The sequence below is a fragment of the Halopenitus sp. POP-27 genome (assembly GCF_029889855.1).
GTDB lineage: Archaea > Halobacteriota > Halobacteria > Halobacteriales > Haloferacaceae > Halopenitus > Halopenitus malekzadehii.
The window spans coordinates 40,419-65,608 of record NZ_JARANU010000010.1 but is presented as its reverse complement, the minus strand read 5'-3'; the positions used below and the strand labels follow the sequence as shown (position 1 = coordinate 65,608).

The following is a 25,190-nucleotide window of genomic DNA, read 5'->3' as shown; positions in this document are numbered from 1 at the left end:
GGGGGGCGTTTCGGAGGCGATCGCCGGTCGTCCGGCGTGAATTCGGACAGCGTTCAACGAGGAACCAACGGATTGATGTGTATCCCTGATGGAATGTAACTGAGTAGTTAGTCAACCGACGATCGAGGCCTCGATCGCCGACCGCCGATCGGGAGGGCGGGTCGGCGTTTCCCCTCGAGTGCGTGCGGCTCCCTCCCCCAGTCAGCACACAGATGATATCCGACCCACCCTCCGGTGTTCGAGAATGAGTTCGCATCGACTTCCCACCCTTCTTGCCCTCCTCGTGGTCGGCGCCGCCCTCGGCGGCGTCGCCCTCGTGCCCGCGACGGGCGTGGCCCAACAGCAGTCCGGCGAGGTGATCGGCCAGCCGGACATCAGCTTCGCGACGGCGAGCGGCGAGATGATCGCTGGCAGCCATCACGAACTCTCCATCGCGATCACGAACCGCGGAAAGATCGACAAGGGCGGTCCCGCCCAGTACGAGGAGCGCGTCACGACCGCCCGCGGGATGACGATGGAGATCGACGACTCGAACGTCCCGATCGACGTCCGGACCGGGCAGATCACGGTCGGGAACGGGAACCTCCCGACCGGCTCCACGGAGACGGCGGTCCCGATCACGGTCTCGGAGAGTGCCGAACCGGGAACCTACCGGCTCCCGATCGAGTACGAGTACCAGTTCACCCGCCTCGTCGACTACGACCCCTACGGAGTTGATTACAGCGAGTTCACGCGTGAGCGAACCGGGTCGATCACGGTCGAGGTGACCGAGGACGCGCGCTTCGAGGTCGTCGACACCAACGCCACCGCCCAGATCGGCGACCGGAGCGACGTCTCGATGACCCTGCGGAACGTCGGATCCGAGCCGGCGGGCGACGCGAGCGTCGCCGCGGAATCGCGCAGCGGCGCGTTGACCTTCGAGTCCGGTGGCACGAGTTCGACCGCCTTCGTCGGCGACTGGGATCCGGGCGAGACGCGGACGATCAACTACACCGTCTCGCTGGCCGACGACGCGCCACGTCGGGGGTACACCCTCGACCTCTCGGTGAACTACGAGGACACGGACGGCATCGGTACGTCCGCCCCACCGATGACGGCCGGCATCTCGACCGTCGATGAGCAGTCGTTCGCCTTCGAGGACGTCTCCTCCACGCTGCGCGTCGGCGAGGACGGCGAGATCGCCGGCACCGTCACAAACACCGGGCCGCAGACGGCCGACGGCGTCGTGGTCCAGTATGCCGATGACTCGGCGAACGTGCTCCCGATCGAGGAGTCCGTCGCCGTGGGGTCGCTGGGTCCCGGCGAGTCCGCGTCCTTCGAACTCCCGATCGAGGTTGGCAGCGAGGCGGAGGCCGGCGCGAAATCGATCGGCTTTGCCGTCAGCTACCGGAACCAGAACGGCGACCGGCGCAGCTACGACAAGCTCGACGTGACCGCCGACGTCGCGCCCGAACGCGACCAGTTCGACGTCTCGATCGACAACGCGACCATCGAGTCCGGCGGTTCGCGGACGATCTCGGTCGCGGTCACGAACAACCTCGACGAGACGGCTTCGGACGTCGAGGCGCGGCTGTTCGCCAACGACCCGCTCGACACTGGGGAGACCGATACCGGATACGTCCAGTCCATCGAGCCGGGTGAGACCGTCGAGGTGACCTTCGAGTTGGCGGCGTCCGGTACCGCGACGCCCGGGAAGACGTACCCGATATCCTTCGACTTCCGGTACGACGACGCCGACGGCAACAGCCAGCTGACGGATACGGTCCGGGCCCCGGTCGACGTCGTCGAGTCCGAGGGCGGCGGGTTGCCGGTGCCGCTGCTGGTGGGGGCCGTCCTCGGTATCGCGGTCATCGGCGCGGTCGTCTGGTACCGGAGGCAGTAGCTGATGTCGCTCGGCGACCGGATCGAGACGGCGACGACGCGGCTCAACACGACGATCGTCGACAGCCCGCGGCGCGTCGTGATCGCGTTCCTGGTGCTCACCGTCCTCTTTACGGGCGGATTCGGGCTCATCAGCACCGAGACGGACTCCACCGAGTCGTTCACCGAGGATCTCCCCGAGCAGGAGGCGCTCGATGCGGTCAACGCGGAGTTCGAGGACCCATTCGAGGCGGACGACGAGTCGACACAGCTGATCCACACCGGCGGTAACGTCCTCTCGAAGCAGGCGCTCGAGCGGAACCTCCGGATCCTCGAGCGCGTCGAGCGGCGCGACGACCTCCGGATGGCGGGGGCTGGCGGGCCCGCACCGATGATCGCACAGGCGATCGACCCGTCGGCGACGACCGCCGCCGAGCAGCGGCGCGTCATCGAGCGGTCCTCCCCGAGCGAGATCCGGCGGGCGATCCGGGATCTTTCGGGGACCGAGCAGTTTTCACGGCTCCTCTCGGAGGACTTCAACCCGAGCGACCCCTCCGCCTCGGCGTCGATGACGAGCATCTCCCACGACGTGCCGAGCGGCTTCACTGACGGCGACCTCACGGACATCCAGACGAGCGTCGAGACGATCGCCTCGGACGTCCCCGGCGACATCCGGGTGTTCGGCACCGGGATCACGAACGCGGAGATGGGCAACGTCATCGCCGACTCGCTGTCGATCGTGATGCCCGTGGTCGTCGTCCTGCTGTTGGCCTTTCTGACGGTCGCCTACCGGGACCCGATCGACCTGGCCTTGGGGCTGTTGGCGCTGTTGATGACGGTGATCTGGACGTTCGGCTTCCTCGGGTACGCGGGCATCCCGTTCAACCAACAGATGATCTCCGTGCCGGTGTTGCTGTTGGCGGTCGGGGTCGACTTCGGGATCCACATCATCAACCGCTACCGCGAGGAGGCGGTTCGGGGCTTCGAGCCGACCGAGGCGATGCGGGAGGCCAACGGCCAGCTGCTGGTCGCGTTCGTGATCGTCACGATCACGACCGTCTTCGGGTTCGGGGCGAACGTGATCTCGGATCTGGGACCGATCCGGAACATGGGGATCGCCTCCTCGGTGGGCATCATCTTCACGTTCCTCATCTTCGGACTGTTCCTTCCGGCGGCCAAACTCGAGGTGGACCGCGTCCGGGAGCGACTCGGCGTTCCCGAGTTCAACTCGGCGCCGATCGCCTCCGAGGACTCCGCGCTCGGGCGGGCGCTCGCGTTTCCCGCGGTCGTCAGCCGCTACGCGCCCGTGGCCTTCGTGGTCCTCCTGCTGCTGTCCGGCGGGGTGGCGACGGCGTACGGTAGCGGCGTCGACACCTCCTTCGAGACGGAGGACTTCCTCCCGCCCGAGGAGCAGCCGGCGTACGTGACCGTCCTCCCCGAACCGTTCGCGCCCGGCGAGTACACCGTCACGGAGACGATCAACCTGCTCGAGGAGAGGTTCGCGACCAACCAGGACCAGTCGGTGAAGCTGTACGTCGAGGGGAACTTCGAGGAGGACCACGCCCTCGAGTCGCTCGCGGCGCCCAACGACGACCCGCCCGACTCGTTGGCGGTGGGCGAGGGCGGCGGCGCGCGACCGCAGGGGAGCATCCTCACCGTGATCAACGACCACGCCGATCGGGACCCCGAGTTCGCGGCGCTCGTGGCGCGTAACGACCGGGACGGCAACGGGATCCCGGACCGGAACCTCGACCGGATCTACGACGAGCTGTTCGCGGCCGACGCCGGCGCCGACGCGGTCCTGACCGAGGACCGCCGCAGCGCACAGGTCACCTATGCGATCGAGTCCGACGCCTCCCAGTCGGAGGCGGCCGCCGACACGCGCGAGTTCGCCGAGGACTTCCGGTACACGGCGACCGCCACCGGGTCGCTCGTCGTCTTCGACGCGGTGACGGACGTCATCTTCGCCTCGGCGATCAACGGGCTGATCGTGGCCGTCGGGCTGACCGGGGTGTTCCTCGTGATCTCCTACGGGGCCCTGGAGCGCAAGCCGATGCTGGGCGTCGTCAACGTCTTCCCGATCCTGATCGCGATCGCCTACCTGCTGGGGACGATGCGGCTGCTCGGGATGTCGCTGAACGCGCTCACGGCGACCATCCTCTCCATCTCGATCGGGCTCGGGATCGCCTACTCCGTCCACACCACCCACCGGTTCATCGACGAGTACAACGCCGGCCACGACGCCCACGAGGCGATGGTGATCACCCTCTCGGGGACCGGCGGCGCGCTGTTGGGCAGCATGCTCACCACGTCGCTGGGGACCGGCGCGCTTGCGCTCGCGATCACGCCCGTGCTCGGCGACTTCGGGCTCCTGATGGCGCTGAGCGTGACCTACTCGTTCGTGATGGCCGTGGTCGCGTTGCCCCCCGCGATGTTGCTGTGGGCGCGCTACGACGCGGCGGGGTCGATCACGGGACTGGTCGCGTCCGCGAGCGGGAGTTCGTAGGCGGCGTTCGAGACGATACATAGCTCGTCGGATCTCACGGTGCTGCGGCTGCGGCGTCTCCCGTCTCCGGGTCGAACGGGAGGGTGATGACGAGTTCGTCGAACCAGACGACCGGGCGCTTCCGCTGGCCGTCTTCCTCGAAGAAGATGATGCCCAGCTGGGCGAGCCGGCCCAGCTCCTCGTGGACGTTCTTCACGTCCCGGTCGACGACACGTGCGGTCTCGTTGATGCTGGCTGGCTCTTCCCGGCGGATCGCTTCGATGAGATCGAGGACACGCGGCGTCAGCGTCTCCATCAGGTCGTCGTAACTGGTGAACGAGAGCGTCGGCGTGGAATCCGCCGCGTTCCCCCGTTCGAGCGCCTCGATGTCATCGGTACCGTCCTCGTGGAACTCACTGGACGACGTGACGGTCACGACGAGGGTTGATTCGGCCCGAAGCCGTTCGCGCTCCATCCGGTGCAGCGGTGGCGTGGTATCGTTCATGGTATCACCGTGGTGTGACGGCCTCACGTGACCTCGAACTCGAATTTCGAAATCTCGCTCCGGAACCGTTCCCGGAGCTCGACCACTCCTCGCGTCCGGCAGTCGCGGTGTCCAGTGGGTGAACGCGGGTCACAGCCGGGTCCCGTTCCGTTTCGTCGGCGTTATGCTGTGACATTTTTGGGTGGATGGCGTCGAGTACGATCGTCGTTCGTTCCGGCTTCCGTTCATACGCTTCGTCGGATATGCGGTACCGCCGGCTGCCTCGCTACGCTCCGGCTCCTTCCTTCGCCGCGTCGTCGTTCACCAGTGAGTAGTGGACCTGGATGTCGTCGTACTGCGCGACGGGGCGTTTCGAACGGCCGTCGGACACCAGATCGATGACGCCGAGTTCGGCGAGTTCGGTGAGATTTCGATGGACCTGCTTGAAATCCCGGTCAGCCAGATCTGCCGCCGCCCGCATACTTTCCGGCTGGTGCTGACGGATCACGCGCAGCAGTTCCAAGTTTGCTGGACTCAGGAGCCGGGAGAGTTCGGCTTCGGACTCGAAGTTGAGCACGTGAACGTGTCCGATATCCGTGGGATCGTCGCCGGATTCGGTCGCTCGAAGCATCTCCTTCGTTTGGTTTCGGAGTCGGTTCTGGGCCCCAACGTAGACGTGGAGCGTTCGATCGTCGGGAGTCGGTTCGGAGTCCGTCATTGTGTCGTGTGTCTGGTGGCGGTTCAGGGACGGCGTTCGTCGACCTCCGTCTCGAAGCGTTCCAGGAGTTCGATCATTCCGGGAAACTCGATTTCCGTCACACCCTCGGACGTGTGGCGTTCGTGTCCCTTCGTGTCCTCATGAGCGTTATCATACCTGAGGACCGTCTCTCCGTCAAGCGTGCCGAAGTGGAGCGAATACTTGTAGCCCGATGGGTATGCCGGATCGTCCGTTTCGATGATGGTCTGTCGTTCGACGTAGCCATCGAAGGTGTTGGTGAAGTCCCGGATGATCCGAGCGTCCATCGACGTATGATGGATCGATCCACATCACAATAAATCTATGGTGAGCGCTTCTTGTGGCGCTCACGGTCCTATCGAGCATCGCGCTCGGTCCATCGCCCAAAGTATTTACCCACGCCATCGCTCTTTCGGGATGAACACGCAGGATCCGGGGCGTCGATCCGCCCCGGTCCGGACCCGGAACGTCGACCGCGGGCGTCGACGACGTCGGTTCGGGGCCGCGGCGCCCCGCCGGTCGACCCGGGTCGAGACATACAACGATGACACGCGACACCTACGTCCCACCGATCCTTCTCGCGGCACTCTGCTGTGCGGTCGTCTGTGCGGTCGCGATCGCGCCGGCCGCGGCCGCCGCCTCGCCGTCCGCCGTCTCTCCATCGGCCACCGCCCCGTCCGCCGCCACGACCGTCGAGACCGCGACCGCGATGCCCGAGTCGGCGACCACCGCGACCGCGACGCCCGACCCGGCGTCGACCGACGGGAACGCGACGATCACGGTCGGGTCGGCGGGGGACGCGAACTCGACCGCCCAGGTCGCGGAGCCGGACGCCGAGGCGGTCGGGGGCTGGAGCGAAGCGACCTACGAGGACCCGGCGGGCGACATCGTCACGCTCACGCTGGACCTCTCGGCGGCGGCCGGCGCCGAGGGTGCGGACGGGGACGCGGCCACGTCCGCCGGCGCGGACGCGTCCGACCACGCGTACGTCCAGATCGGGAGCGCCGCGGTCGGGTTCGTGGACGTGCTCTACCTCGCCGACGCGAACGACGACGGCGAGGTGACGGTCTCGGTCAACACGCGGACGCTGGGCACGAGCGACAGCGTGAGCGCGACTAACACGGACCTGGTCTATCACGCGCCCGAGGACGAGGTCCGGAGCGCGGTCCACGGCCGGCTGCCCTCGGGATCGGACGCGCCGGCGCCGACGTTCGTGGGCCCGGACGGCGAGGAGCTGTCGGGCTTCGACGCGTACCTCGAGACGCTGGGACTGATCGGCTCGGCCGACACCGATCGCGGGATCGACCAGCTCGACCGTCCTCTGCAGCCAGGGACGTATCCGGTGGCGGCCGGCACGGAGGGGACGTTCCGGGTGCTCGAGGCGGGCTCGACCACGCCGGGAACGTCGGCGCCGGGGACGTCCGCGATGGTCGGCGGCGGCGATGGCGGCGATGGCGCCGGCGATGCGGACGACGGTGCGGAGGACGCGGCCGGCGAGGACGACGCGGGCGGCGATGGCGCGGACGCCGGGGACGACCCCGCCACGCTCGGGCGGGCAACGATCGAGTTGACCCGGCCGGGGATCGGGGACGTCTCGGTGCACGCGGCGCCGGCGGCGCCGGCGAACGCGGCGGCCAACCACACCGAGCTGGAGGCGTCGCTGAGCGATCGGGGGACGGTGGCGGCCGGGGACCGGCTGGTGATCGCGGCGGAGGCGACCGGGATCTACGGGCATCTGGTGGCGATCGAGGGCGACTTCGAGTCGCTTTCGGGGCGCTTCGACGCGAACTCGCTGCTGACGCTGGAGACGCGGCGGGGCGAGGGGGTGCGGTTCGCCCTGGAGGCGCTCGACGGGCCGGTGATCCAGGGGCCCGGGTCGACCCCGGGCGTGGACTCGCCCTCGGAGGTGCTCGTGCTCGCGGAGACGGACCCGGAGGCGGTGTCGGTGTACACTGACGAGACGGCCGGCGAGCTGTACGTGGTGATCGACACGCGTGCGATGAGCGAGGTGCGGCCGACCTCCGGGGAGACGCGGCGCTTCCGGGCGTCGCTGGCCTACGAGACCGACGCCGCCGAGCCGTTCCTGTTCGACCGGGCGGACCGGCACATCCAGCGGTTCCGGCGCGGGCTGGTTGGCGGGGCCGGGGGCGACCCGGGTCGGCCGGCGTTCCCGTACCTCGAGCCGGGGACGAACGCGTCCGCGCGGAGCACGGTCGCGGTGGCGCGCCCCTACGCGCGGTTCACGGTCGGCGGCGCTGGCGGCGACGCGGGCGGTGACGCCGCCGGCGGCACGCTCCGGCTGCCGAACACGGGGTCGGTCCCGATCGGGGGCGAGACGAACCTGGCGCCGGGGACGGCGGCGCGGATCCAGGTGGCCTCGGGGGAGACGAGCGCGCTGTCGTACGTGCAGCTGTCGACGGTGCGGGTCGGGACGGACGGGACGTTCGGGGAGCGGTTCGACCTCTCGGCGGCGTCGGTCGGGGACACGGCGACGGTGACGGTGTCGACGGAGCGACACGGGACGCTGGTGCGCGCGAACGCGACGATCGTCGGGCCGGCCGGAGAGGCCGACCCCGCGGCGGAGCCGACCGACCTGCCGTCGTTCACGCCCCCGTCGTCGGAGCCGACCGCGGCGTCGACGCCCGGGTTCGGCGTCGGGATCGCGCTGCTTGCGCTCGGGGCCGTGCTCCTGGGCGCGGCGGGGGTCCGGCGCCGCCGGTCGTGACGCCGCTCCGATGCCGGTCGTGACGTTGCCTCGGTGCCGGTCGTGACGTCGCCTCGGTGCCGGTCGTGACGCCGCCCCGATGCCGGTCGTGACGCTGCGTTCGCCCCGCTTGGGCCTGTCGTGGCGATCCCGCGCGGCGACACCCTCTTGCCAACGTGGTCCCTATCGAAACGCAATGGTGAAACTGGTGGAGGCGGCGGAGCTCCTGTGGGTGGTGGACCACCTGGAGCCGGCCCTGACACGCGAGATCGCGGACAGGCTGCCGATCGATCAGAACACGACGTACATCCGGTTGCGACATTTCGACCGCCGGAAGCTGGTGACACACGAGACGGCGGCCGACGGGGGCGGGCGCTACAGCTGGTCGCTGACGGCGGCCGGGCGGAACCGGCTGGCGGACGCCGGTCTCCCGCCCGCCGACGAGACGGACTTCGGGGACCACTTCGCGGGGCGGGCGGCGGCCATCGACCCGGTGATGGTGCTCGAGGCGCTCGCGGTTCGGGAGGACGAGTGGCAGCCCTCGGGGGCGGTCTACGACGCGTTGCCGTTCTCGAAGCCGGGGATCCGGAACAACCTGCACGCGCTGCGGGAGGCGGGCGCGGTCGAACTCGACCGCGGCGACGCCGGGCGGACGCACCGCTGGCGGCTGACCGAGGCCGGACGCGACCGGCTCGTCGACGCCGACGACGAGGAGACGCCAGAGTACGTCTGGGTGGAGTGAATACGGTCCCGGTCGCCGTTACTCGCCGCCATCCGTCTCCTCGTTCGGACGCGATCGAATCTCGTCGCCATCGTCCGTGTCTCCCTCCCCGGTCGCCAGTTGGTGCTCGCTCACCGCGATCTCCTTCCACGCCTTGCGCGAGAAGGAGGGGTGCGTGATCGCATCGCGGAGGGCCCAGCGAACGAACTCGCTTCGGGACGGGAAGTCCTCGGCACGCCAGGTCGCGTCGAGGTCGTCGAGGAACGCCTGCGGCACCTTCAGGGTGATCGTCGTCATGGCGGGATCATCGGCGGCCCCGGAGTCAGCATCGGACAGACCGTCGTATTACTTTCGTGTGATCATAACGGCGTCGGCGTCGATCGGGGACCGGGAGATCGAGCGCGTCGACGCGACGATCGTGGCGCCCCCCGGGACCGAGACGGCGACCGCGAGGCGGGGATGGCTCAGTCGTCCGCGAGGCGGGGGTGTCCCGGTCGTCCGTGGCGGTTCGACCCCCGAAACGGGCCGACCGGTCGGCGTGAAACATCCCTCAACATTCTGAGACCACAAAACGTTTATCACCCTGTGTTAAATGGCGCCCTATGAACCGACGTGAGATATTGACGTTCGCTGCGGCCACCGGTAGCGCGTCGATCCTCTTCGTCTCATCTGCTGCCGCCCGGGGGGAGTCCGACGACGAGCGGTCCGATGCCGGCGACGAGACTTCGAACGGCGACGCCGACGACGGGACTTCGAACGACGATGCCGGCGACGCGTCCGCGGCGGCGGTCGATGATGACGAACGCTCCGAAACCGTCGCGCTGACGGTCGAGCTGTATTGAGTCGCCGGCGACACGGTTATCCCTCGCGTGTGCGTATGACGGACGATGTCGTACTCGCTCGTCACGGAGGCGGAGTTCTGCTGGGTGCTCGAGTGGGTCGAGCCCACGCGCACGGCCGCGATCGCCGAGCACCTGCCGACCTCGCAGACGGGAGTGTATATGCGCTTGCGGCGGTTCGACGGCGCGTACGTCACGCACGAGGCGATCAACGACCGCGATTACGAGTGGCGGCTGACCGACGCCGGCCGCGCGGTCGTCGCCGACGCGGACCTGCCGCCGATCGAGGAGACGGACCTCGGGGAGTATTTCGCCGGGCGACAGACCAGCCTCAACCCGAACACGATCCTGCACGAGATCGCCATCCACGAGGCCGAGTGGATGCCGACGAGCATGCTGTACGATGCGCTGCCGTACGCGAAATCGACGATCCGCGTCCGGCTGATGAACATGCACGACGAGGGGGTCGTCGAGCGCGACGACAGCCGGAAGACGAACCGCTGGCGGCTGACCGACGCCGGCCGCGAGCAACTTGCTGCGGCCGACGACACCACGCCCCACGACGAGACCGAGCGCATCTTCGAAGAACGCCCGCTGTGACGGATGCCCGATGAAGTATCCCCTACCGACTCGATCGCCCCTACCGACTCGATCGCCCCTACCGACTCGATCGCCCCTGCCGACTCGATCGCCCCTGCCGACTCGATCGCCCCTGCCGACTCGATCGCGCGCCGTCCGTGACGTGTCAACGATCTATATAAAACGGAGGGCGACGATCCCGAACGGCGGGAACAGCGGCTCTCCAACCCCATCGAGGCACTTGCGGCACCGTTGAAGGCGTCCGTTAACATTAAGTAAAGACCTCCTAACGTATTGACCGTAGCGCGAGCAAAAGCTACATCTCGAACAAACCAGAGATGAGACTCAGATGACAGCGGCATGAGCGAAGCAATGACAAACGAGGATAGCAACGGCCCGACGGCGCGTACGACGATCGAGGTTGACCGCCAGGTATGGCGCGAGGTTCGCGCCGAGGCTGTGAGCGAAGGTAAAAACGTCTCCGAAAAGCTCGAGGAGATCCTTCGGGATCACGTCGGGCTCGAGGAGGATGCCAATGCGTAACCAGAACATAATGGTACACAGAAGTGCCCGGTCGATCGGGTATAGCGATGGAGGTCGTATTGAATGACAAGTGATACATCTAACACGGGCGCAGCGAGCCCGCCTACGGAGGTGACAGCATGAGCGGCGATCTCGGCGAGAAAGCACGTGCCGCGTTCCTTGCGCTCATTATGGTCACGTCCGTGATGGCCGCGGGCGTGGCGTTTACTGGCTCTGCGGTGGCCGCCGACACGTCTGCGGGATTCGCAGCCGCGAACCCGGCCGACGCTGATTCAAGCATCAGCGATGCTGATCACACATATACGATCAACCTATCAGCAACTGGTAGTGATTATAGCGGTGAAACTCTAGGTGACGCAACAAGTGCGGATACATTCACTATCACAGATAGTGATGATGGCTTCGATTATAGCGGAATTACCGCTAGCGATGTCGCTATAGAGGTTTTCACTAATGATGGATCGCATCGGACTACCTACACCGGTGCTGATCTGACAGTTCAGACTGATAACGATGATACGCTTGAAGTTGATATTGTTGCATCTGCTGGGTCTGGCAATACTGCACTAAACCAGGATGACATCATCCGCATCTCAATGGGGCCCGCTGTTGACACTAATGGTGTCAGCCACACCACGGACACTGATGGAACCTATCAGCTTGATGTCCAGCTGACAACTGCTGGAGGCAGTTCAAGCGGTGTAACTGACTCCTCCACGCTGGACCTGGATCTTCCTGGTCCCGTCAGCGGTGATGGCAACACTTTCTACTCGATTAGTGATGCAGTGACTGATGCTACGACCGGATCGACAATTACTGTCGATTACAGTAGTTATAATGGCGAACTTGACGCGTTCTACACTCAATCCGGCTCACTGACCGCCGCTCAAGTAAGCGCAATCGGTGGGACGAGCGATATCATCATCGAGGGTCAGAACGACCCGACTCACGTCTCGCCCGGTGACGGTAGTAACCACGTCGTTGACATCGCAGAGAACAATGTCACCGTTCGTGGCATCACCTTCGATGATAATGGCTTCCTCAATAGTCAAGCCAATCAGTACATTGTCGTCGGTAACCAGAACGAGATCACGATCGACGACAACACCTTCCTGAACGGTTCCACAGCTGCGAACCCGGTCGTCGACGTTGGCTCAGGTACTGCCTACAACGTCTCGATCACCGACAACGTGTTCGACGTAGGTGGGACTGACGCTATCGCCACCAGCGTTGATCTGGATGGTGACGCCAACGAGTTCCTTGACGTTAGCGGGAACGACATCACGTTCACCGGTGGAAACATTGGTCTTGACGCCGCGGTTGCGCAGACCAACTCCAACGGTGACGAAACGATTGACGCGAACAACATCAACGGTACTGACAACACCGATGGGACTGGCATTTCCGTTAGTGGCGGAGACAATATCGATATCACGGACGGTGAAATCGAGAACGTCGATACCGGTATTACGTCAAGCGCTACTGGAACGTATCTCAACATCACCGGTGTCACGCTGACCGATATCGGTACAGGTACGGCCGTTGCCCAGCCGAATGGGAATGACGTTGGGAACCTCGTCATCGATAACATCGATGTTGAAGGTGACGGCACGGACACAACCGGTGTCAGTGTCGGTTCCACTACCGACGTTGATGTTCTGGACTCGACGATCAACGCCACCGACATCGGTGTTGACGCGCAGGACGCCGCAGCTCACTTCAACGTCTCCAACACGGAGATTACGAACTCGGACACTGACGCCGTTCAGATCTCCGATTCGGACGACGGTGCCGAAGCATCCACGTTCCGCGTGAACAGCGGAACGTCGATTGACCAAGCCGGTACCGCAGGCATCGACATCGGTACCCTTGGTGCGAATGATCCCACGCGCGTCAACGTTGATTCCGTTACAATCAACGGTACCGCCACTGGGGTCAGCTTCAGTGCCGCCGCCGGTAACGATGTCAACGTCACGAACAGCGAGATTACCAACTCAGGCACGGCAGGCCTGGCGTTCACCGGTAATGGTGACAATGATCTCGCCGTTCGAACGCACTTCAACACGTTCGATTCGAACGACATCGCTGTGGACGTTGAAGACGATCTTACGGCGAACAGCGAATCTGTGAGCCTGACCTTCAACGACTTCACCAACAGCGACACGGCTGCTCTGGACACTACCGATCACGGTCAGAGTGGCGCTATTAACGCCAACTACTCCTGGTGGGGCGATGCCACCGGGCCGGACGGCAACGATCAGGTCTCCGGTGCCTACGGCAGCGGTGACAACGTCACGCTGAACAGTGACAGTGACGCCTCGGTCTACCCGTTCCTGACGCACTCCGTCAGCGAGTTCAGCGACGATCAGCGGAACGGTAACGAATGGGTCGTCCTTGAGGACCCGCAGTACCCCGTCGAGGACACGAACAACAACCAGTCGATCGGCGTGACCGTCCTCGAATACGGCGTCACCGGAGCGACGGCCGACAACGTCACGATCAACCCCGGTTCGAGCGTCGGCGAGCGGACTGAAGGCAGCTCCGATGGCACGCAGCTCGATCCGAGCACGATCGACTACTTCAACGTCTCCGAGTCCACGAAGGGCACGGTGACGTTCCAGGCGCTCAGCCAGGCTGACGCCATCGGCGACAGCCAGATGGTCGACCAGACCGTCACGGGCGCCTACGACTACGAGTCCTCGTCGGTCAGTGCCGACGCGGACCAGCTGCGCTCGGGCGAGACGGTCAACGTCACGCTCCAGCTCAACGACGTCGACGGTGAGGCCCACGAACACCAGGGCGTCGACGTCGAGTGGACCTCACAGAACTTCGGCACGGCCGGCGTGACCTACGACGATACGAACACCAACACGTCCAACGAGGGCGTTGCGACGGCCACCATCGCGGCACAGAGCCTCGAGCCGAACGAGAACTTCACCGCTCGCGCGTTCGTCGGACCCGACGAGGACCTCTTCGAGGTCCAGCTCTCGACGTCCACGGGCGCGATCGACGCCGGCAGCTCGCAGCTGTACCTGAACGATCAGGCGACTGACCCTGCCACCGATCCGCAGGTGAACACGACGCACGACGTCGCCGCACAGATCAACGACAGCCAGGACAACCCACTCCAAGGTGAGGACGTCGAGTTCTCGACCAACGGCAGCGCGACCTTCGAGGACGCGACGGTCACCACCGACGAGAACGGCTGGGCGAACACGACGGTGACGCTCGGGACCGATACCGAGACGCTTGCGCTGAACGCCAGCGCCGGCGACTTCAACCCGGACAACACCGATACCGCCCAGATCAACGTCACCACGAAAGCGTCCGACGCCTCCGACCTCGGCTTCGCCACGAGCACCCGCTCGCTGGCCCCCGGCGCGACGCTTGACGTGACGGTCCAGGTCGAGGACGAGTTCGGGAACCACAACACGAGCGCGTCCCTCTCGAACGCGGACGTGACGATGACCTCCAGCGACGATTCGGTCATCAGCGTGGGACAGACCGACCGGACCCTCGACAGTTCCGATTGGAACACCACCTTCACCGTGACCGGTGAGAGTGCCGGCAGCGCGACGCTGAACGTGACCTCCGCCGACGGCAACGTCGCCGCGGTCGAGGACACGTTCACCACCGCCGAGCCGGACGCGATCGAGCTGACCCCGGCGCACAACGTCGCCATCGAGTCGTCGAGCGCCGCCAACCAGGCGGCGCTCGAGGCGCAGTTCGTCGATGCGGACGGCAATGCGCTCGGCGTCAGCAACGAGAACATCACGTTCGCGCGGCAGTCCGGTAGCGCCGCCGAGCTGAACCAGTCCGACAGCTTCACCAAGTCGACCGACGGTGACGGGAACGTCACGATCGACGTGAACGGCACGTCGACCACGGGCGAGACGACGTTCATCGCCGTCGCCGAGAACTTCAGCGTGCAGGGCACGACGACGGTCGTGACCTCGGGCAACGCCGACTCGATCAGCCTGAGTCCCGAGTCCAGCTCGGTCGCCCAGAACGAGTCGACCAACGTCACCGCCGAATACGTCGATGACGAGGGTCGCAACGTGCCGCTGCTCAACGGCATCCAGGTCTCGGCCGACAACGGCGGGATCGACGAGGGAACCGTGACGGCCAGTCCGAACGCTGACGGACAGGTCGTCTCGCAGTTCACCTACAACGCCACCGACGCCACTGCCGGCTCCGCGAACCTGACCGCGCTCGGCAGCGGTCTCACCGGCAGTACGACCGTCTCGGTCACCACGGATGGCGAGACCGGCGACGTCCCGCCGGTGTCGGGTGACTCGCCGCCGACGAACCTCGACGACGACGCGCAGCTCGAGGACGTCAACGGCAACAGTCAATTCGACATCGGTGACGTGCAGGCCCTGTACGACGCACAGGATAGCGATGCCGTGCAGAACAACGTTGAGAGCTTCGACTTCAACGACAACCAGGGAATCGACATCGGTGACATCCAGGCGCTGTACAACGAGTACCAGAACAGCCAGTAACACGCGGTAACCGGCACCGCGCCACACCGCGTTTCGCAGTTCACCTGGGGGAACGACCCCCACGATTTCCTCGGTTTTTCTTTTTGCTGCGTTGCCCCGACCAGCGACGCCCCGAGCGTCAGCGCCGCGCCCGGGCGCCGTTCGCCGCTCCCGACCGCCGGCACCAACACCTAAGGTATCGCGCCCGCATCGTTCCCCGTGTCCCGCCGCTCCATCGTCGCGATCTGCCTCCTGCTCGTCGCCTCGCTCGTCGCGCCCCCCGTCGCCGGCGCCGCCCCGGACCGCCCGGCCGCGTCGTCGACCGCCGCGGCCCAGTCACCGCCCGCGACCGACGCCGCACTCGCGACCGACGCCGCACTCGCGACCGACGCCGCACTCGCGACCGACGCCGCGACGGAGACGATCGTCGTCCGACTACGTGACCCGACCCTCACGGCCGCGGGCGCCGATTCCGCCGCGACGCATCGCACGCACGCACACGAGATACAGTCTCCGCTCGTCGAGTACGTCGCCGCCAGGCAGGGACTCACGATCGAACGCCGGTTCTGGATCACGAATGCGGTGGTGATCTCGGTCGCTTCCGGCGCGCCGCCGGTCGCGGAGCTCCGCGCGATCGACGGGGTGACCGGGATCCACACCAACTTTCGCGTCACCACCACCGCAGCTGCCCCCGACGCGACGGCCCCGACCGGCGCGAACGGAACGCTTTCGGCCGCCGCCACATCGTCGCCGCCGCATCCGGAGGCCCCCGGCGCGGTCGCGGCCGCCAACGCGACCCCGTTCGGGCCGGCCACCGCGGGCGTCGAACGCGTCGGCGCCCCGACCGCGTGGAACCGGAGCGACACCCGCGGCGAGGGAGTGCGGGTCGCGGTCCTCGATACCGGCGTCGACCCGGACCACCCCGACCTCTCGATCGACGCCGAGAACTGGGCCGCCTTCGACGAGACCGGGACCGCGACCGACGCGACGCCACACGACGACAACGGCCACGGCACGCACGTCTCGGGCGCCATCGTCGGCGGAAACGAAAGCGGCGAGTGGATCGGGACCGCGCCTGACGCCACGCTGTTGCACGCGAAGGTGCTCGACGAAAACGGAACCGGAACCTTCGCGCAGTTCGTCGCCGGCCTCCAGTGGGCAGTGGAGGCGGACGCGGATGTCGTCGTGATGAGCTTCGGGACCCAGCAGAAAGCGTCTCCGCTCATCGCCCCGATCGCCACCGCCGAGGCGGAAGGTATCCCGATCGTCGCCGCTGTCGGCAACGGGGGCGCGAACACGAGCACCTCGCCCGGAAACGTCTATGAGTCGACCGCCGTCGGCGCGGTCGACGGAAACGACGCGGTCGCGTCGTTCTCGGGCAGTGAAACCATCGAGACGGCCACGGACTGGGAGAACCCGCCGGACGACTGGCCAGACCGGTACACCGTCCCGGACGTCGTCGCACCGGGAGTAAACGCGAAAAGCAGCGCCGCCGGTGGCGGTTATCGGCGGTCCAGCGGCACCAGTATGGCCACGCCCTACGTCGGGGGCAGCCTTGCGGTGCTGCTCGCCTCGACGAACGCGACGCTTACACCCGACCATCTCCGGGAGCGGATCGCCACCACTGCGGACCCGCCGCCGGAGGGGACCGCAGCTCGTGAAGACCGGTATGGTGCCGGGATCGTCAACGCGACCGGGCTCGTTGAGGCGCCGAACCGGCCGGTCGGAACAATGGCGTTCCCGCCGCGCGACCGCGACGGTGACGGCCACTACGAGGACCTCAACGCGAACGGTGCCCTTGACGTCGGCGACGTGCAGGCCTTCTACGTCACCCGAAACGGCAAGGTCGTTCGGACGCACGTCTCGGCGTTCGACTTCAACGACAACGGACGGATCGACATCGGCGACGTGCAGGCGTTGTACGCACTGTCCCGTGGTCGATAGCGGTTTCGGCCACACAACGGCGTTTCGATCAGGGTCCGACGTACTGCATCCGGCGGCGTTACACTCACTCGAACATTTTTATCCCTTCCGGCTATACCCTCGACCGGATATGATTAACACCGATCGGATCCCGGCTGCCGCGGGAACGCTGCTACTGATCGCGCTCGCGATCACGGTCGCAATCGCGGCCTCGACGGGAAGCATCGCGGCACAAGAATCGACGAACGGCTCCGCGAACCTGGAAGTGGAACTCGAACAGTCGGCCACCGTCTCACAGAACGGGAGCGTGGACGTCACCGCGTACGTCAACAATCTTGGTGACGCCGCCGCGGCCGACACCGAGGTCGAACTCCTCGTTGATGCCGACGGCGACGGGCAGTTCGCGTCCGATGAGGTCGTGACGACCAACGTCACCACAGTCGATGCTGGTGAGTACCTCCCGGTGACGCTGACCTACGAGGACGTCGGGCTGGCGGCGGGCGACTACCAGTATATCGCACGTACGACCGTCAACGGCGAGACGACCGATAGCTTCACCGAGGGGACGCTGACCGTCGAGGCGGCCGATGACGGCGCGTCCGGTGGTGACGGTGCCGGCGGGGGCGACGATTCCACGCAGAACGACACGAGCGACAACCAAACCGGCACGTCCGAGCCGAGTCTCGCCCTCGATCCGCAGTCGACATCGACGACGGTCAACGGCACGTCTATGCTCGACGTGAACTTCCAGAACGCCGACGGCGGCGTCGGTGCCTTCGACGCGATCACCGTGACCGTCGATGACACTGACGTCGCGACCATCACCGACGTCTCCTCGAACGTTAGCACGAATCCCGACACCAGCGTCTCGGCGGACAGATCCGAGGCATCGGTGACCGTGCCGTTCGGAGGCGACACCGCCGACCAGGGCGACGTGACGCTCCTGACGGTCGAGCTGGAAGGACAGGACGAGGGGTCGACCGACGTGTCCGTGAACGCGACGGGTGACGTCGCCGATGAGTCGGGTATGCTCTACGGGATCAACGGGACGGCCGACGGCTCCGTGAGCGTCGCTGCGACGCCCGCAGTCGTCGGGGACACGCCCGCCGCGGATCGTGACGGCGACGGGAAGGCTGAGGACCTCAACGGCAACAACGAGACCGACATCGGCGACGTGCAGGCGCTCTTCAATAGTCGGGACTCGCCGGAGGTCACGCAGAACGCCGACCTCTTCGACTACAACGGCAATGGTGCGGTCGACATCGGGGACATCCAGCAGCTGTTCAATGATGCCCAAGAGTAGGACGGACATCATCAGGTGAAATAACTCCGACCGCGTCCCCGTCATCGAACCCCGGCACCGATCGTCGGAGAAGGGCCCCGGATCGCCGCGCCGTACCATTTTCTCGTTCGGGTGAATGTTTCGTCCCCGTACCGATAGATTTCTGCCCGTTCGTGGTGTGGTACCATCTTGATCACACAAAGTACTTAATAGAGGGAAGTAAATCACGGGTTGGATGCTACGGCCGCAGCGATCGTGGTCGTAGCCAAATCCGGCAAAGCAGTAAACCATGACTACAAGCAAGACACGCAGCATTGCACTCGTGATTATGATGGTGCTCTCTGTGTTCGCCGTTGCAGCTGGACCCGTCAGCGCGGCCGGCAACACGAACGTGGAGCTCCAACCGTCAGAAAACAGTGCCTCGAGCGGAACGGTAGAGTATGACCTCGTATTGACTAATGCCGACGGCGGCGTCGGTGCCTTCGACGCGATCAACGTGACCGTCGCTGACACCAACGCCGCGACCATCGACAGCATCTCCTCCGACATCGGTGCCGCAGAGACGAGCACCTCGGGGGACGATCAGGCGTCGGTGAACGTGCAGTTCGGCGCTGACACCGCCAACACCGGCGCGGTCACCCTCGCGACGATCACCGTTCAGGCGGGGAGCAGCGGTTCCACCGACCTGAACGTCGACGTCACGGGTGACATCTCCGACGAGAGTGGCCAGCTCTACACCATCGACGCGGTCAACGACGCGACGTTCACCGTCGACGATGGTAGCAACGGCGGCGGCAACACCGGCGACGCCCAGCGTGGAGACTCCGGCTCCTGGGACACCTCCACTGGTGAAGGGGATGTCGGCGACAATGCCATCGTCTACCAGGGCGAGGACGACATCGACTTCACCGGTGTGAACGATGTCGCACAGCTCCAGCGTACTGGCGGCTCCGACGAGGGAACGGCCCTTGAGATGCCGATCCCCCAGGATGCATCGACCGGTTCCTACGAGGCTAGCAACGGATTCAGCACCACGGTCGCCACCCCGCGCGTGACGACCCTCGAGGTCCTGAATAACGGTGGCTCCGACGTCGCCGGCGGCATCCTCACCACTGACCAGGATGACGCCGTGGTCAACGCCGAGTACAACTACCAGAGCGCCGAGGACATCGAGCTGACCGTCGAGGACGAGAACGGACTCGACGTCACCGACGAGATCGTCGTGGATGAGCAAAGCATAAGCGGTAACGGCCAGTTCTCCATCGACCCGAACGCGGTCGACGCGGGCGAGTACACCTTCACGGTGGCCGGCGTCGATGACCTCGACTTCGGCTCGGCAAGCGACTCCGTGACGGTCACGATCTCCTCCGACCGGAGCGCATCCCTGAACCTGGACAGCGACGAGGTCGTCCAGGGTCAGAACCTGCAGTACACGATCGAGAACAGTCCGGAAGGGAACTACCACGCAGTCACCATCGACTCCAACAACTTCCGCGACGGGATCACGGACGACCAGGCCGGTAACGTCTTCCGGAACGTCGGCGACACCGCCGAAACCGGCGTCGTTGCCGACGACGGAACGGTCAACCCCAATAACGCCGACATCGCCGATGTCGACTACACCTACGCTGTCGTCGAGATCGACGACGGTAACGGCGTCGGGTCCATCGAGACGCAGTACCTCGACGACTCCTCCATCGATGTTGATCTCTACCCGGCCGACGCCAACCAGGTCAACGCCGATGGTGAGCTGACCGGCGACGTGACTGACAACGAGGCCGACGACGACGCGTCCTTCGACGTGACCGAGGGTGAGGTCTCCCTCGACAGCCCGTCCGGGGCGTACGTCGTTGGCTCCGAGGTTGACGTGAACGGTACCGCCAACGAGGGCGTCGACGAAGTCGCCATCTACGCGCGGAACAACAACGAGTTCGAGCTCGTCACCATCGACGGCGACCGCACGGTCGAAGTCGACAGCGACAACTCCTTCCAGGAGGAGGGAGTCGTCATCTCGCAGGGTACCGGCGGCGGTAACGACATCATCTCGCTGCCCGGCACCTACCGTCTCGGCGTCATCGACTCGGCCGACGCTGACATCGACGGGGACAACGACGTCGACGACGCGCTGTCCACGTCCAACTTCAACAGCGGCGTCAGCAGCACCACGTCGATCTCCGTGACCGACACCGAGCTCGACGGCTCCTTCACGACGATCAACGGCCAGATCGCCAGCGATGACGGTCAGGTCGACGTCGAGGGCACCGCGCCCGGGAAGGACGAGCTCGTGGTCGCCTTCGTCGACTCCCGCGGTAACGCCGAAGCCTACGACGTCACCGTCGACGGCGACGGCACCTTCGACGAGGAGGACCTCAACATCGGAAGCCTGAGCGAAGGCAGTCTCTCCGCGCACATCATCTCGTCCGGTCGTGACGGGACCTTCGGCGACGATACCGCCACCAGCGCGAGCGACTTCGCTGACCTCATCGTGAACGACTACGCCGGCGGCGCAAGCACCGGCAGCCAGGTCCGCGACCGCATCCTCGCCAACTCCGTTGAGGACACGGCGAGCGACGACCTGATCGTCACGGAGAACTTCCGTCTCGCTGACGGCCTGACGACGATCGAGTCCGCGACCGACCCGGTCGCTCTCGACGGGACGCTCACGGTCGAGGGTATGACCAACCGCGCCCCCGAGGACAACACCATCACGGTGGAGCTCCTCAATGAGGACGGCGACTCCATCACCATCGACAGCACGGACTCCTGGGAGACCGACGGCCAGTGGTCCGTCGAGCTGGACCTCTCCGAGGCTGACCTCGAGACCGGTACCTACACGGTCGAATCCGACGACGGTGACAACACCGACCGCGTAGACATCGAGGTCGTCGAAGAGGTCGAAGAGGACACGCCTGCGGACACGCCTGAGGACACGCCTGAGGACACGCCTGCGGACACGCCTGCGGACACGCCTGAGGACACGCCTGCGGACACGCCTGCAGACACCGAGGAACCCGCAGACACGACTGAGCCGTCCGAGTCCGAGACGCCCGGCTTCGGTGCCGTCGTCGCGCTCGTCGCGCTCGTCGCCGCTGCGCTCCTCGCAGTCCGACGCCGTCCCTAACACGGACGCCTAACCACTGACCCTCGCGGGTCAGCTCCGATTTCGCGTTTCTTTATTGCGCTGCTCCGACCGACCAGCCGCAGCACGCGTCGGCGAGGACGGACGCCGTGAGCAGCCACGCTTCCCAACGCTCGATCGCGAACCGGTCGGCTGGGTAACGTGTTTATGCCTCCGCATCCAACCGGAGCTATGACGAATCGAACTGCCGTTCCTCCCCTCCGCTACCGACCCGCCCCTCCACGGCGCGTTCGCTCGACGACCGATCCTGCCCGCACGCCGCACCGACACGCTTCGACCCTCGATCGATGAGGCGGTCGCGACTGCTCCCCGGCCTCCTCGTCCTCGCCGTGCTCGGCGCCGCAGTCGGGATCGCCGCCCAGCCGGCCGCGGCCGACGACCCGAACGTCCGGATCGACGACGTGACGGTCTCGCCGGCAAGTCCGACGACCGACGAGACCGTCACGCTCGACGTCGTGATCGAGAACCTCGAGTCGAGCACGAGCGCCGTCGACGTCACGTCGGTCAACGTGCGCACGTCCGGCGGCGTCGAGACGCACGGCCGCATCGAGAACGTCGGATCCCTCGGTCCCGGCGGGTCGGTCACGGTCCCGCTGTCGGCCACCTTCGAGGAGCCGGGCGACCGGCTGGTGACGGTCTACGTCACCGTCCGCGGCCCGAACGGAGCCCAGGAATCCTACCAGTACCCCGTCTCGATCGAGGTCGAGGAGCCGGTCACCACCGCGGACCTGACCGCGACGACCGCGGCCGACGGCGACGCCGCTACGGTCACGTTCGCCAACTACGGGAACACGAACGCCAGCGAGATCGCGATGACCGCGACCGTCGACGACGAGGTCGTCGACCGCCGATACATCGCCGACGTCGCGCCCGACGGAAACGGTAGCACCGACGTCGATCTCTCGGGCGTGCAAAGCGACGCGGTCACGTTCACTGCGACCTACACCGCCGCCGACGCCGAGCACTCGGTCTCCCGCACCGTCGAACTCGACCGACCGGTCGACGGGGAGGTCCGCCTCACCGGCCTGGAGGTCGTCCCGGCCGGCTCCGGGATCCGGATCCAGGGCGACGCCGCGAACCTGGGCGGCACCGACGCCGAGTCCGTCCTCGTGCGCGTGGGCGAGGCTGACGGGGTGACCCCGGTCGCGCCCGCGCGGGAGTACTTCGTCGGCGGGATCGAGGCCAGCGAGTTCGCCACCTTCGAGCTGACCGCGAGCCTCGACGGCGGCGTCGAGTCGGTCCCGGTCGAGATCTCCTACCTCGTCGACGGCGACCGCGTGACCACGACCCAGCAGGTCACGGTCGACGGCGGCGCGGGCGCGACCGGCGGGACGAATGCGGCCGGCGATGGAGCCGGGAGCGCTGGCAATGGTGCCGGAACCGGATCCGGCGGGGGCGGCCCGCTCGGCGGGCTCGGCGGCGTGGCGATCGGCGCGATCGTCGGCCTCGCCGTGATCGTCGCGGGCGTCCTCGTTCGCCGACGCCGCCGATGAGCGTCATCGTCCTGGAGTCCGTGACGAAGCGCTACGAGAGCGGGGCCGAGACGGTCGTGGCGCTCGACGCCGTCGACTTCCACGCCGACCGCGGCGAGATGGTCTCGATCATCGGCCCCTCGGGGTCGGGCAAGAGCACGATGCTCAACATGATCGGGCTGCTCGACACGCCGACGAGCGGGACGGTCCGGATCGACGACCGCGTCGTGAGCGACTTCTCCGAGGCCGACCTCACCGAGGAGCGCCGGTCCGGGATCGGCTTCGTCTTCCAGGACTTCCACCTGCTGCCGATGCTGACCGCCGTCGAGAACGTCGAACTCCCGTCGATGTGGGACACGTCGGTCGACCGGCGCGACCGGGCGGTCGACCTCCTGCGCCGCGTCGGGCTCGGCGACCGGCTCACGCACACGCCCGACGAGCTGTCGGGCGGGCAGCGCCAGCGCGTCGCGATCGCCCGGGCGCTGATCAACGAACCCGACATCGTGCTGGCCGACGAGCCGACCGGCAACCTCGACCGGGACACCGGGGCGACGATCCTCGACGAGCTCACCCGGTTCACCGACGAGGAGGACGTCGCCGTCGTCTCGGTGACCCACGACGAACAGCTGGTCGAGTACGCCGATCGGGTGGTCGAGCTGATCGACGGGGTGATTCAGGGATGACCGACCGAGTGCTCGACCTGACCGATCGGGTGATCCAGGAATGATCCCCGGCGACCTCCTGACCCGGTTCCCGAGCGTTCTGATGGCGTGGCGGAACCTCGGCCGGAACCGGATGCGGACCGCGCTCGCAGCCCTCGGAATCTTGATCGGCGTCGTCGCGATCGCGTCGCTCGGGATCGCGGGGGTGGCGATCCAGACCCAGGCGAACGCCGACCTCGGCAGCCTCACGAACCAGGTGACCGTCTCCAGCGGTCAGGACAGCCCGACCGACGGCGTCACCGACGACCAGGTGACCCGGATCGAGCGGGTCGTCACCGACGCGCGGGTGGTGCCCCAGAAGACGAACACCACGACGATCGAGTCGCGGGAGGGCGAGGCCTTCGTGGCCGTCACGGGGCTGACCGCGGCCGACGCGCTGTACAACGCGTCCGTGGGTGAGGCGCCGTCCCGGCTCCAGTCCGGCGCGTTGGTGAGCGCCGAGACGGCTCGAGAGTTGGGTCTCGAACTCGGTGACCCGGTCGAGTACGAGGGCCGCCTCTACCGGATCCGGGGGCTGATCGAGGCCGAGGGTGGCTTCGGCGGCGGGGGGAACGAGCTCGTGATCCCGATCTCGGGGCTCTCGGACCAGCAGCACTACGACACCGTGACGATCGTCGCCGCCGACGGCGAGGCGGCGTCCGGGATCGCCGACCGGCTCGAGGCCGAGTTCAACGACGGCGAGGACGAGGAACTGAGCGTCACCAGCTTCGCGAGCGCCCAGGAGAACATCGACTCCTTCCTGAACACGTTGAACCTCGCGCTGTTGGGTATCGGCTCGATCTCGCTGGTCGTCGCCAGCGTCGCGATCCTCAACGTGATGTTGATGTCCACGATCGAGCGCCGCGGAGAGATCGGCGTCCTGCGCGCGGTCGGGATCCGGCGGGGGGAAGTCCTCCGGATGATCCTCACCGAGGCCGCCTTCATCGGCGTGATCGGCGGCCTGCTCGGCGCGATCGTCTCCCTCGGGGTCGGGCTCGTGCTGTTCGACGTCGTCGCCGGCGACCCCCTGCTGGTCCTGCGGTGGGACAGCGTCCGATACCTCGTCGCCGGGTTCGCGTTCGCCGTCGTCGCCAGCGTCCTCAGCGGGCTCTACCCCGCCTGGAAGGCGGCCACCGATCGCCCCGTCGAGGCGCTTCGGGGGTGAGACGTCGGACGAGGGGGTTTCGATCGGTCGGAACGCTTTATCACACCGCTCACGGAACACGACTGGAGGACCG

At 66.4% G+C, this 25,190-nt stretch carries 18 protein-coding genes; 14 read left to right on the top strand and 4 right to left on the bottom strand.

Features of this window, described 5'->3' with window-relative positions; genetic code table 11:
- The first annotated feature begins 244 nt into the window (after positions 1-244).
- Complete coding sequence (locus OQF70_RS07845; RefSeq protein ID WP_280536840.1) at positions 245-1,882, top strand: COG1361 S-layer family protein; 1,638 nt, start codon at positions 245-247, stop codon at positions 1,880-1,882.
- A gap of 3 nt (positions 1,883-1,885) precedes the next feature.
- Entirely contained in the window at positions 1,886-4,366 is a 2,481-nt protein-coding gene (locus tag OQF70_RS07840) for an MMPL family transporter (protein ID WP_280536839.1), read from the top strand.
- 34 nt (positions 4,367-4,400) lie between these two features.
- On the opposite strand, the gene OQF70_RS07835 is transcribed toward OQF70_RS07840, so the two are convergent.
- From OQF70_RS07835 to OQF70_RS07825, 3 genes are all read right to left on the bottom strand, one after another.
- Positions 4,401-4,850 carry a hypothetical protein gene (locus tag OQF70_RS07835; RefSeq protein ID WP_177167493.1) on the bottom strand — a complete coding sequence of 150 codons (450 nt, stop codon included), beginning with the start codon at positions 4,848-4,850 and terminating at the stop codon, positions 4,401-4,403.
- A gap of 265 nt (positions 4,851-5,115) precedes the next feature.
- Positions 5,116-5,547, bottom strand: a complete 432-nt coding sequence (locus OQF70_RS07830) for a hypothetical protein (RefSeq protein WP_092817462.1) — start codon at positions 5,545-5,547, stop codon at positions 5,116-5,118.
- 23 nt (positions 5,548-5,570) lie between these two features.
- The gene (locus tag OQF70_RS07825; RefSeq protein WP_092817463.1) at positions 5,571-5,852 is read right to left on the bottom strand and encodes a DUF6516 family protein; all 282 of its coding nucleotides are present in this window, start codon (positions 5,850-5,852) and stop codon (positions 5,571-5,573) included.
- A gap of 257 nt (positions 5,853-6,109) precedes the next feature.
- Between OQF70_RS07825 and OQF70_RS07820 the strand changes: the two genes are divergently transcribed.
- Both OQF70_RS07820 and OQF70_RS07815 read left to right on the top strand, forming a co-directional pair.
- Positions 6,110-8,290, top strand: coding sequence for a BGTF surface domain-containing protein (locus OQF70_RS07820; RefSeq protein WP_280536838.1), 2,181 nt, complete (start codon positions 6,110-6,112; stop codon positions 8,288-8,290).
- Between the two features lie 175 nt (positions 8,291-8,465).
- Entirely contained in the window at positions 8,466-9,011 is a 546-nt protein-coding gene (locus OQF70_RS07815; protein ID WP_280536837.1) for a hypothetical protein, read from the top strand.
- 18 nt (positions 9,012-9,029) lie between these two features.
- Here the strand turns inward: OQF70_RS07815 and OQF70_RS07810 are convergent, their stop codons facing one another.
- On the bottom strand, positions 9,030-9,287 hold the full coding sequence (locus tag OQF70_RS07810; RefSeq protein ID WP_280536836.1) for a ribbon-helix-helix domain-containing protein: 258 nt from the start codon (positions 9,285-9,287) through the stop codon (positions 9,030-9,032).
- Between the two features lie 305 nt (positions 9,288-9,592).
- Here OQF70_RS07810 and OQF70_RS07805 point away from each other — a divergent pair, with 305 nt between their 5' ends.
- From OQF70_RS07805 to OQF70_RS07760, 10 genes are all read left to right on the top strand, one after another.
- Positions 9,593-9,832 carry a hypothetical protein gene (locus OQF70_RS07805; protein ID WP_280536834.1) on the top strand — a complete coding sequence of 80 codons (240 nt, stop codon included), beginning with the start codon at positions 9,593-9,595 and terminating at the stop codon, positions 9,830-9,832.
- A 45-nt stretch (positions 9,833-9,877) separates the two neighbouring features.
- On the top strand, positions 9,878-10,429 hold the full coding sequence (locus OQF70_RS07800; RefSeq protein WP_280536833.1) for a hypothetical protein: 552 nt from the start codon (positions 9,878-9,880) through the stop codon (positions 10,427-10,429).
- A 351-nt stretch (positions 10,430-10,780) separates the two neighbouring features.
- Positions 10,781-10,951, top strand: coding sequence for a hypothetical protein (locus OQF70_RS07795; protein ID WP_280536832.1), 171 nt, complete (start codon positions 10,781-10,783; stop codon positions 10,949-10,951).
- Positions 10,952-11,070: 119 nt separating this feature from the next.
- Positions 11,071-15,456, top strand: coding sequence for a surface glycoprotein (locus tag OQF70_RS07790; protein ID WP_280536831.1), 4,386 nt, complete (start codon positions 11,071-11,073; stop codon positions 15,454-15,456).
- A 198-nt stretch (positions 15,457-15,654) separates the two neighbouring features.
- Entirely contained in the window at positions 15,655-17,379 is a 1,725-nt protein-coding gene (locus OQF70_RS07785; RefSeq protein ID WP_280536830.1) for a S8 family serine peptidase, read from the top strand.
- A 109-nt stretch (positions 17,380-17,488) separates the two neighbouring features.
- Complete coding sequence (locus tag OQF70_RS07780) at positions 17,489-18,661, top strand: hypothetical protein (RefSeq protein ID WP_280536829.1); 1,173 nt, start codon at positions 17,489-17,491, stop codon at positions 18,659-18,661.
- 310 nt (positions 18,662-18,971) lie between these two features.
- Positions 18,972-21,761: an HVO_2072 family ArtA-dependent S-layer glycoprotein gene (csg, locus tag OQF70_RS07775; RefSeq protein ID WP_280536828.1), complete on the top strand. Its 2,790-nt coding sequence runs from the start codon at positions 18,972-18,974 to the stop codon at positions 21,759-21,761.
- 305 nt (positions 21,762-22,066) lie between these two features.
- Complete coding sequence (locus OQF70_RS07770; RefSeq protein WP_280536827.1) at positions 22,067-23,272, top strand: hypothetical protein; 1,206 nt, start codon at positions 22,067-22,069, stop codon at positions 23,270-23,272.
- Positions 23,269-23,934, top strand: coding sequence for an ABC transporter ATP-binding protein (locus OQF70_RS07765; RefSeq protein ID WP_092817039.1), 666 nt, complete (start codon positions 23,269-23,271; stop codon positions 23,932-23,934). The genes OQF70_RS07770 and OQF70_RS07765 overlap by 4 nt, the downstream gene beginning before the upstream one ends.
- 40 nt (positions 23,935-23,974) lie before the next feature.
- Positions 23,975-25,117, top strand: a complete 1,143-nt coding sequence (locus OQF70_RS07760; protein ID WP_092817040.1) for an ABC transporter permease — start codon at positions 23,975-23,977, stop codon at positions 25,115-25,117.
- The last annotated feature ends 73 nt before the right edge of the window (positions 25,118-25,190 follow it).

What these genes read in the sequence shown, in the direction of transcription:
- OQF70_RS07760 (WP_092817040.1), top strand. Translation starts at nt 23,975, where the DNA reads ATGATCCCCGGCGACCTCCTGACCCGGTTCCCGAGCGTTCTGATGGCG.
- OQF70_RS07805 (WP_280536834.1), top strand. Translation starts at nt 9,593, where the DNA reads ATGAACCGACGTGAGATATTGACGTTCGCTGCGGCCACCGGTAGCGCG.
- OQF70_RS07840 (WP_280536839.1), top strand. Translation starts at nt 1,886, where the DNA reads ATGTCGCTCGGCGACCGGATCGAGACGGCGACGACGCGGCTCAACACG.
- csg (WP_280536828.1), top strand. Translation starts at nt 18,972, where the DNA reads ATGGTGCTCTCTGTGTTCGCCGTTGCAGCTGGACCCGTCAGCGCGGCC.
- OQF70_RS07795 (WP_280536832.1), top strand. Translation starts at nt 10,781, where the DNA reads ATGACAAACGAGGATAGCAACGGCCCGACGGCGCGTACGACGATCGAG.
- OQF70_RS07790 (WP_280536831.1), top strand. Translation starts at nt 11,071, where the DNA reads ATGAGCGGCGATCTCGGCGAGAAAGCACGTGCCGCGTTCCTTGCGCTC.
- OQF70_RS07770 (WP_280536827.1), top strand. Translation starts at nt 22,067, where the DNA reads ATGAGGCGGTCGCGACTGCTCCCCGGCCTCCTCGTCCTCGCCGTGCTC.
- OQF70_RS07800 (WP_280536833.1), top strand. Translation starts at nt 9,878, where the DNA reads ATGTCGTACTCGCTCGTCACGGAGGCGGAGTTCTGCTGGGTGCTCGAG.
- OQF70_RS07810 (WP_280536836.1), bottom strand. Translation starts at nt 9,287, where the DNA reads ATGACGACGATCACCCTGAAGGTGCCGCAGGCGTTCCTCGACGACCTC.
- OQF70_RS07765 (WP_092817039.1), top strand. Translation starts at nt 23,269, where the DNA reads ATGAGCGTCATCGTCCTGGAGTCCGTGACGAAGCGCTACGAGAGCGGG.
- OQF70_RS07830 (WP_092817462.1), bottom strand. Translation starts at nt 5,547, where the DNA reads ATGACGGACTCCGAACCGACTCCCGACGATCGAACGCTCCACGTCTAC.
- OQF70_RS07845 (WP_280536840.1), top strand. Translation starts at nt 245, where the DNA reads ATGAGTTCGCATCGACTTCCCACCCTTCTTGCCCTCCTCGTGGTCGGC.
- OQF70_RS07780 (WP_280536829.1), top strand. Translation starts at nt 17,489, where the DNA reads ATGATTAACACCGATCGGATCCCGGCTGCCGCGGGAACGCTGCTACTG.
- OQF70_RS07815 (WP_280536837.1), top strand. Translation starts at nt 8,466, where the DNA reads ATGGTGAAACTGGTGGAGGCGGCGGAGCTCCTGTGGGTGGTGGACCAC.
- OQF70_RS07820 (WP_280536838.1), top strand. Translation starts at nt 6,110, where the DNA reads ATGACACGCGACACCTACGTCCCACCGATCCTTCTCGCGGCACTCTGC.
- OQF70_RS07825 (WP_092817463.1), bottom strand. Translation starts at nt 5,852, where the DNA reads ATGGACGCTCGGATCATCCGGGACTTCACCAACACCTTCGATGGCTAC.
- OQF70_RS07835 (WP_177167493.1), bottom strand. Translation starts at nt 4,850, where the DNA reads ATGAACGATACCACGCCACCGCTGCACCGGATGGAGCGCGAACGGCTT.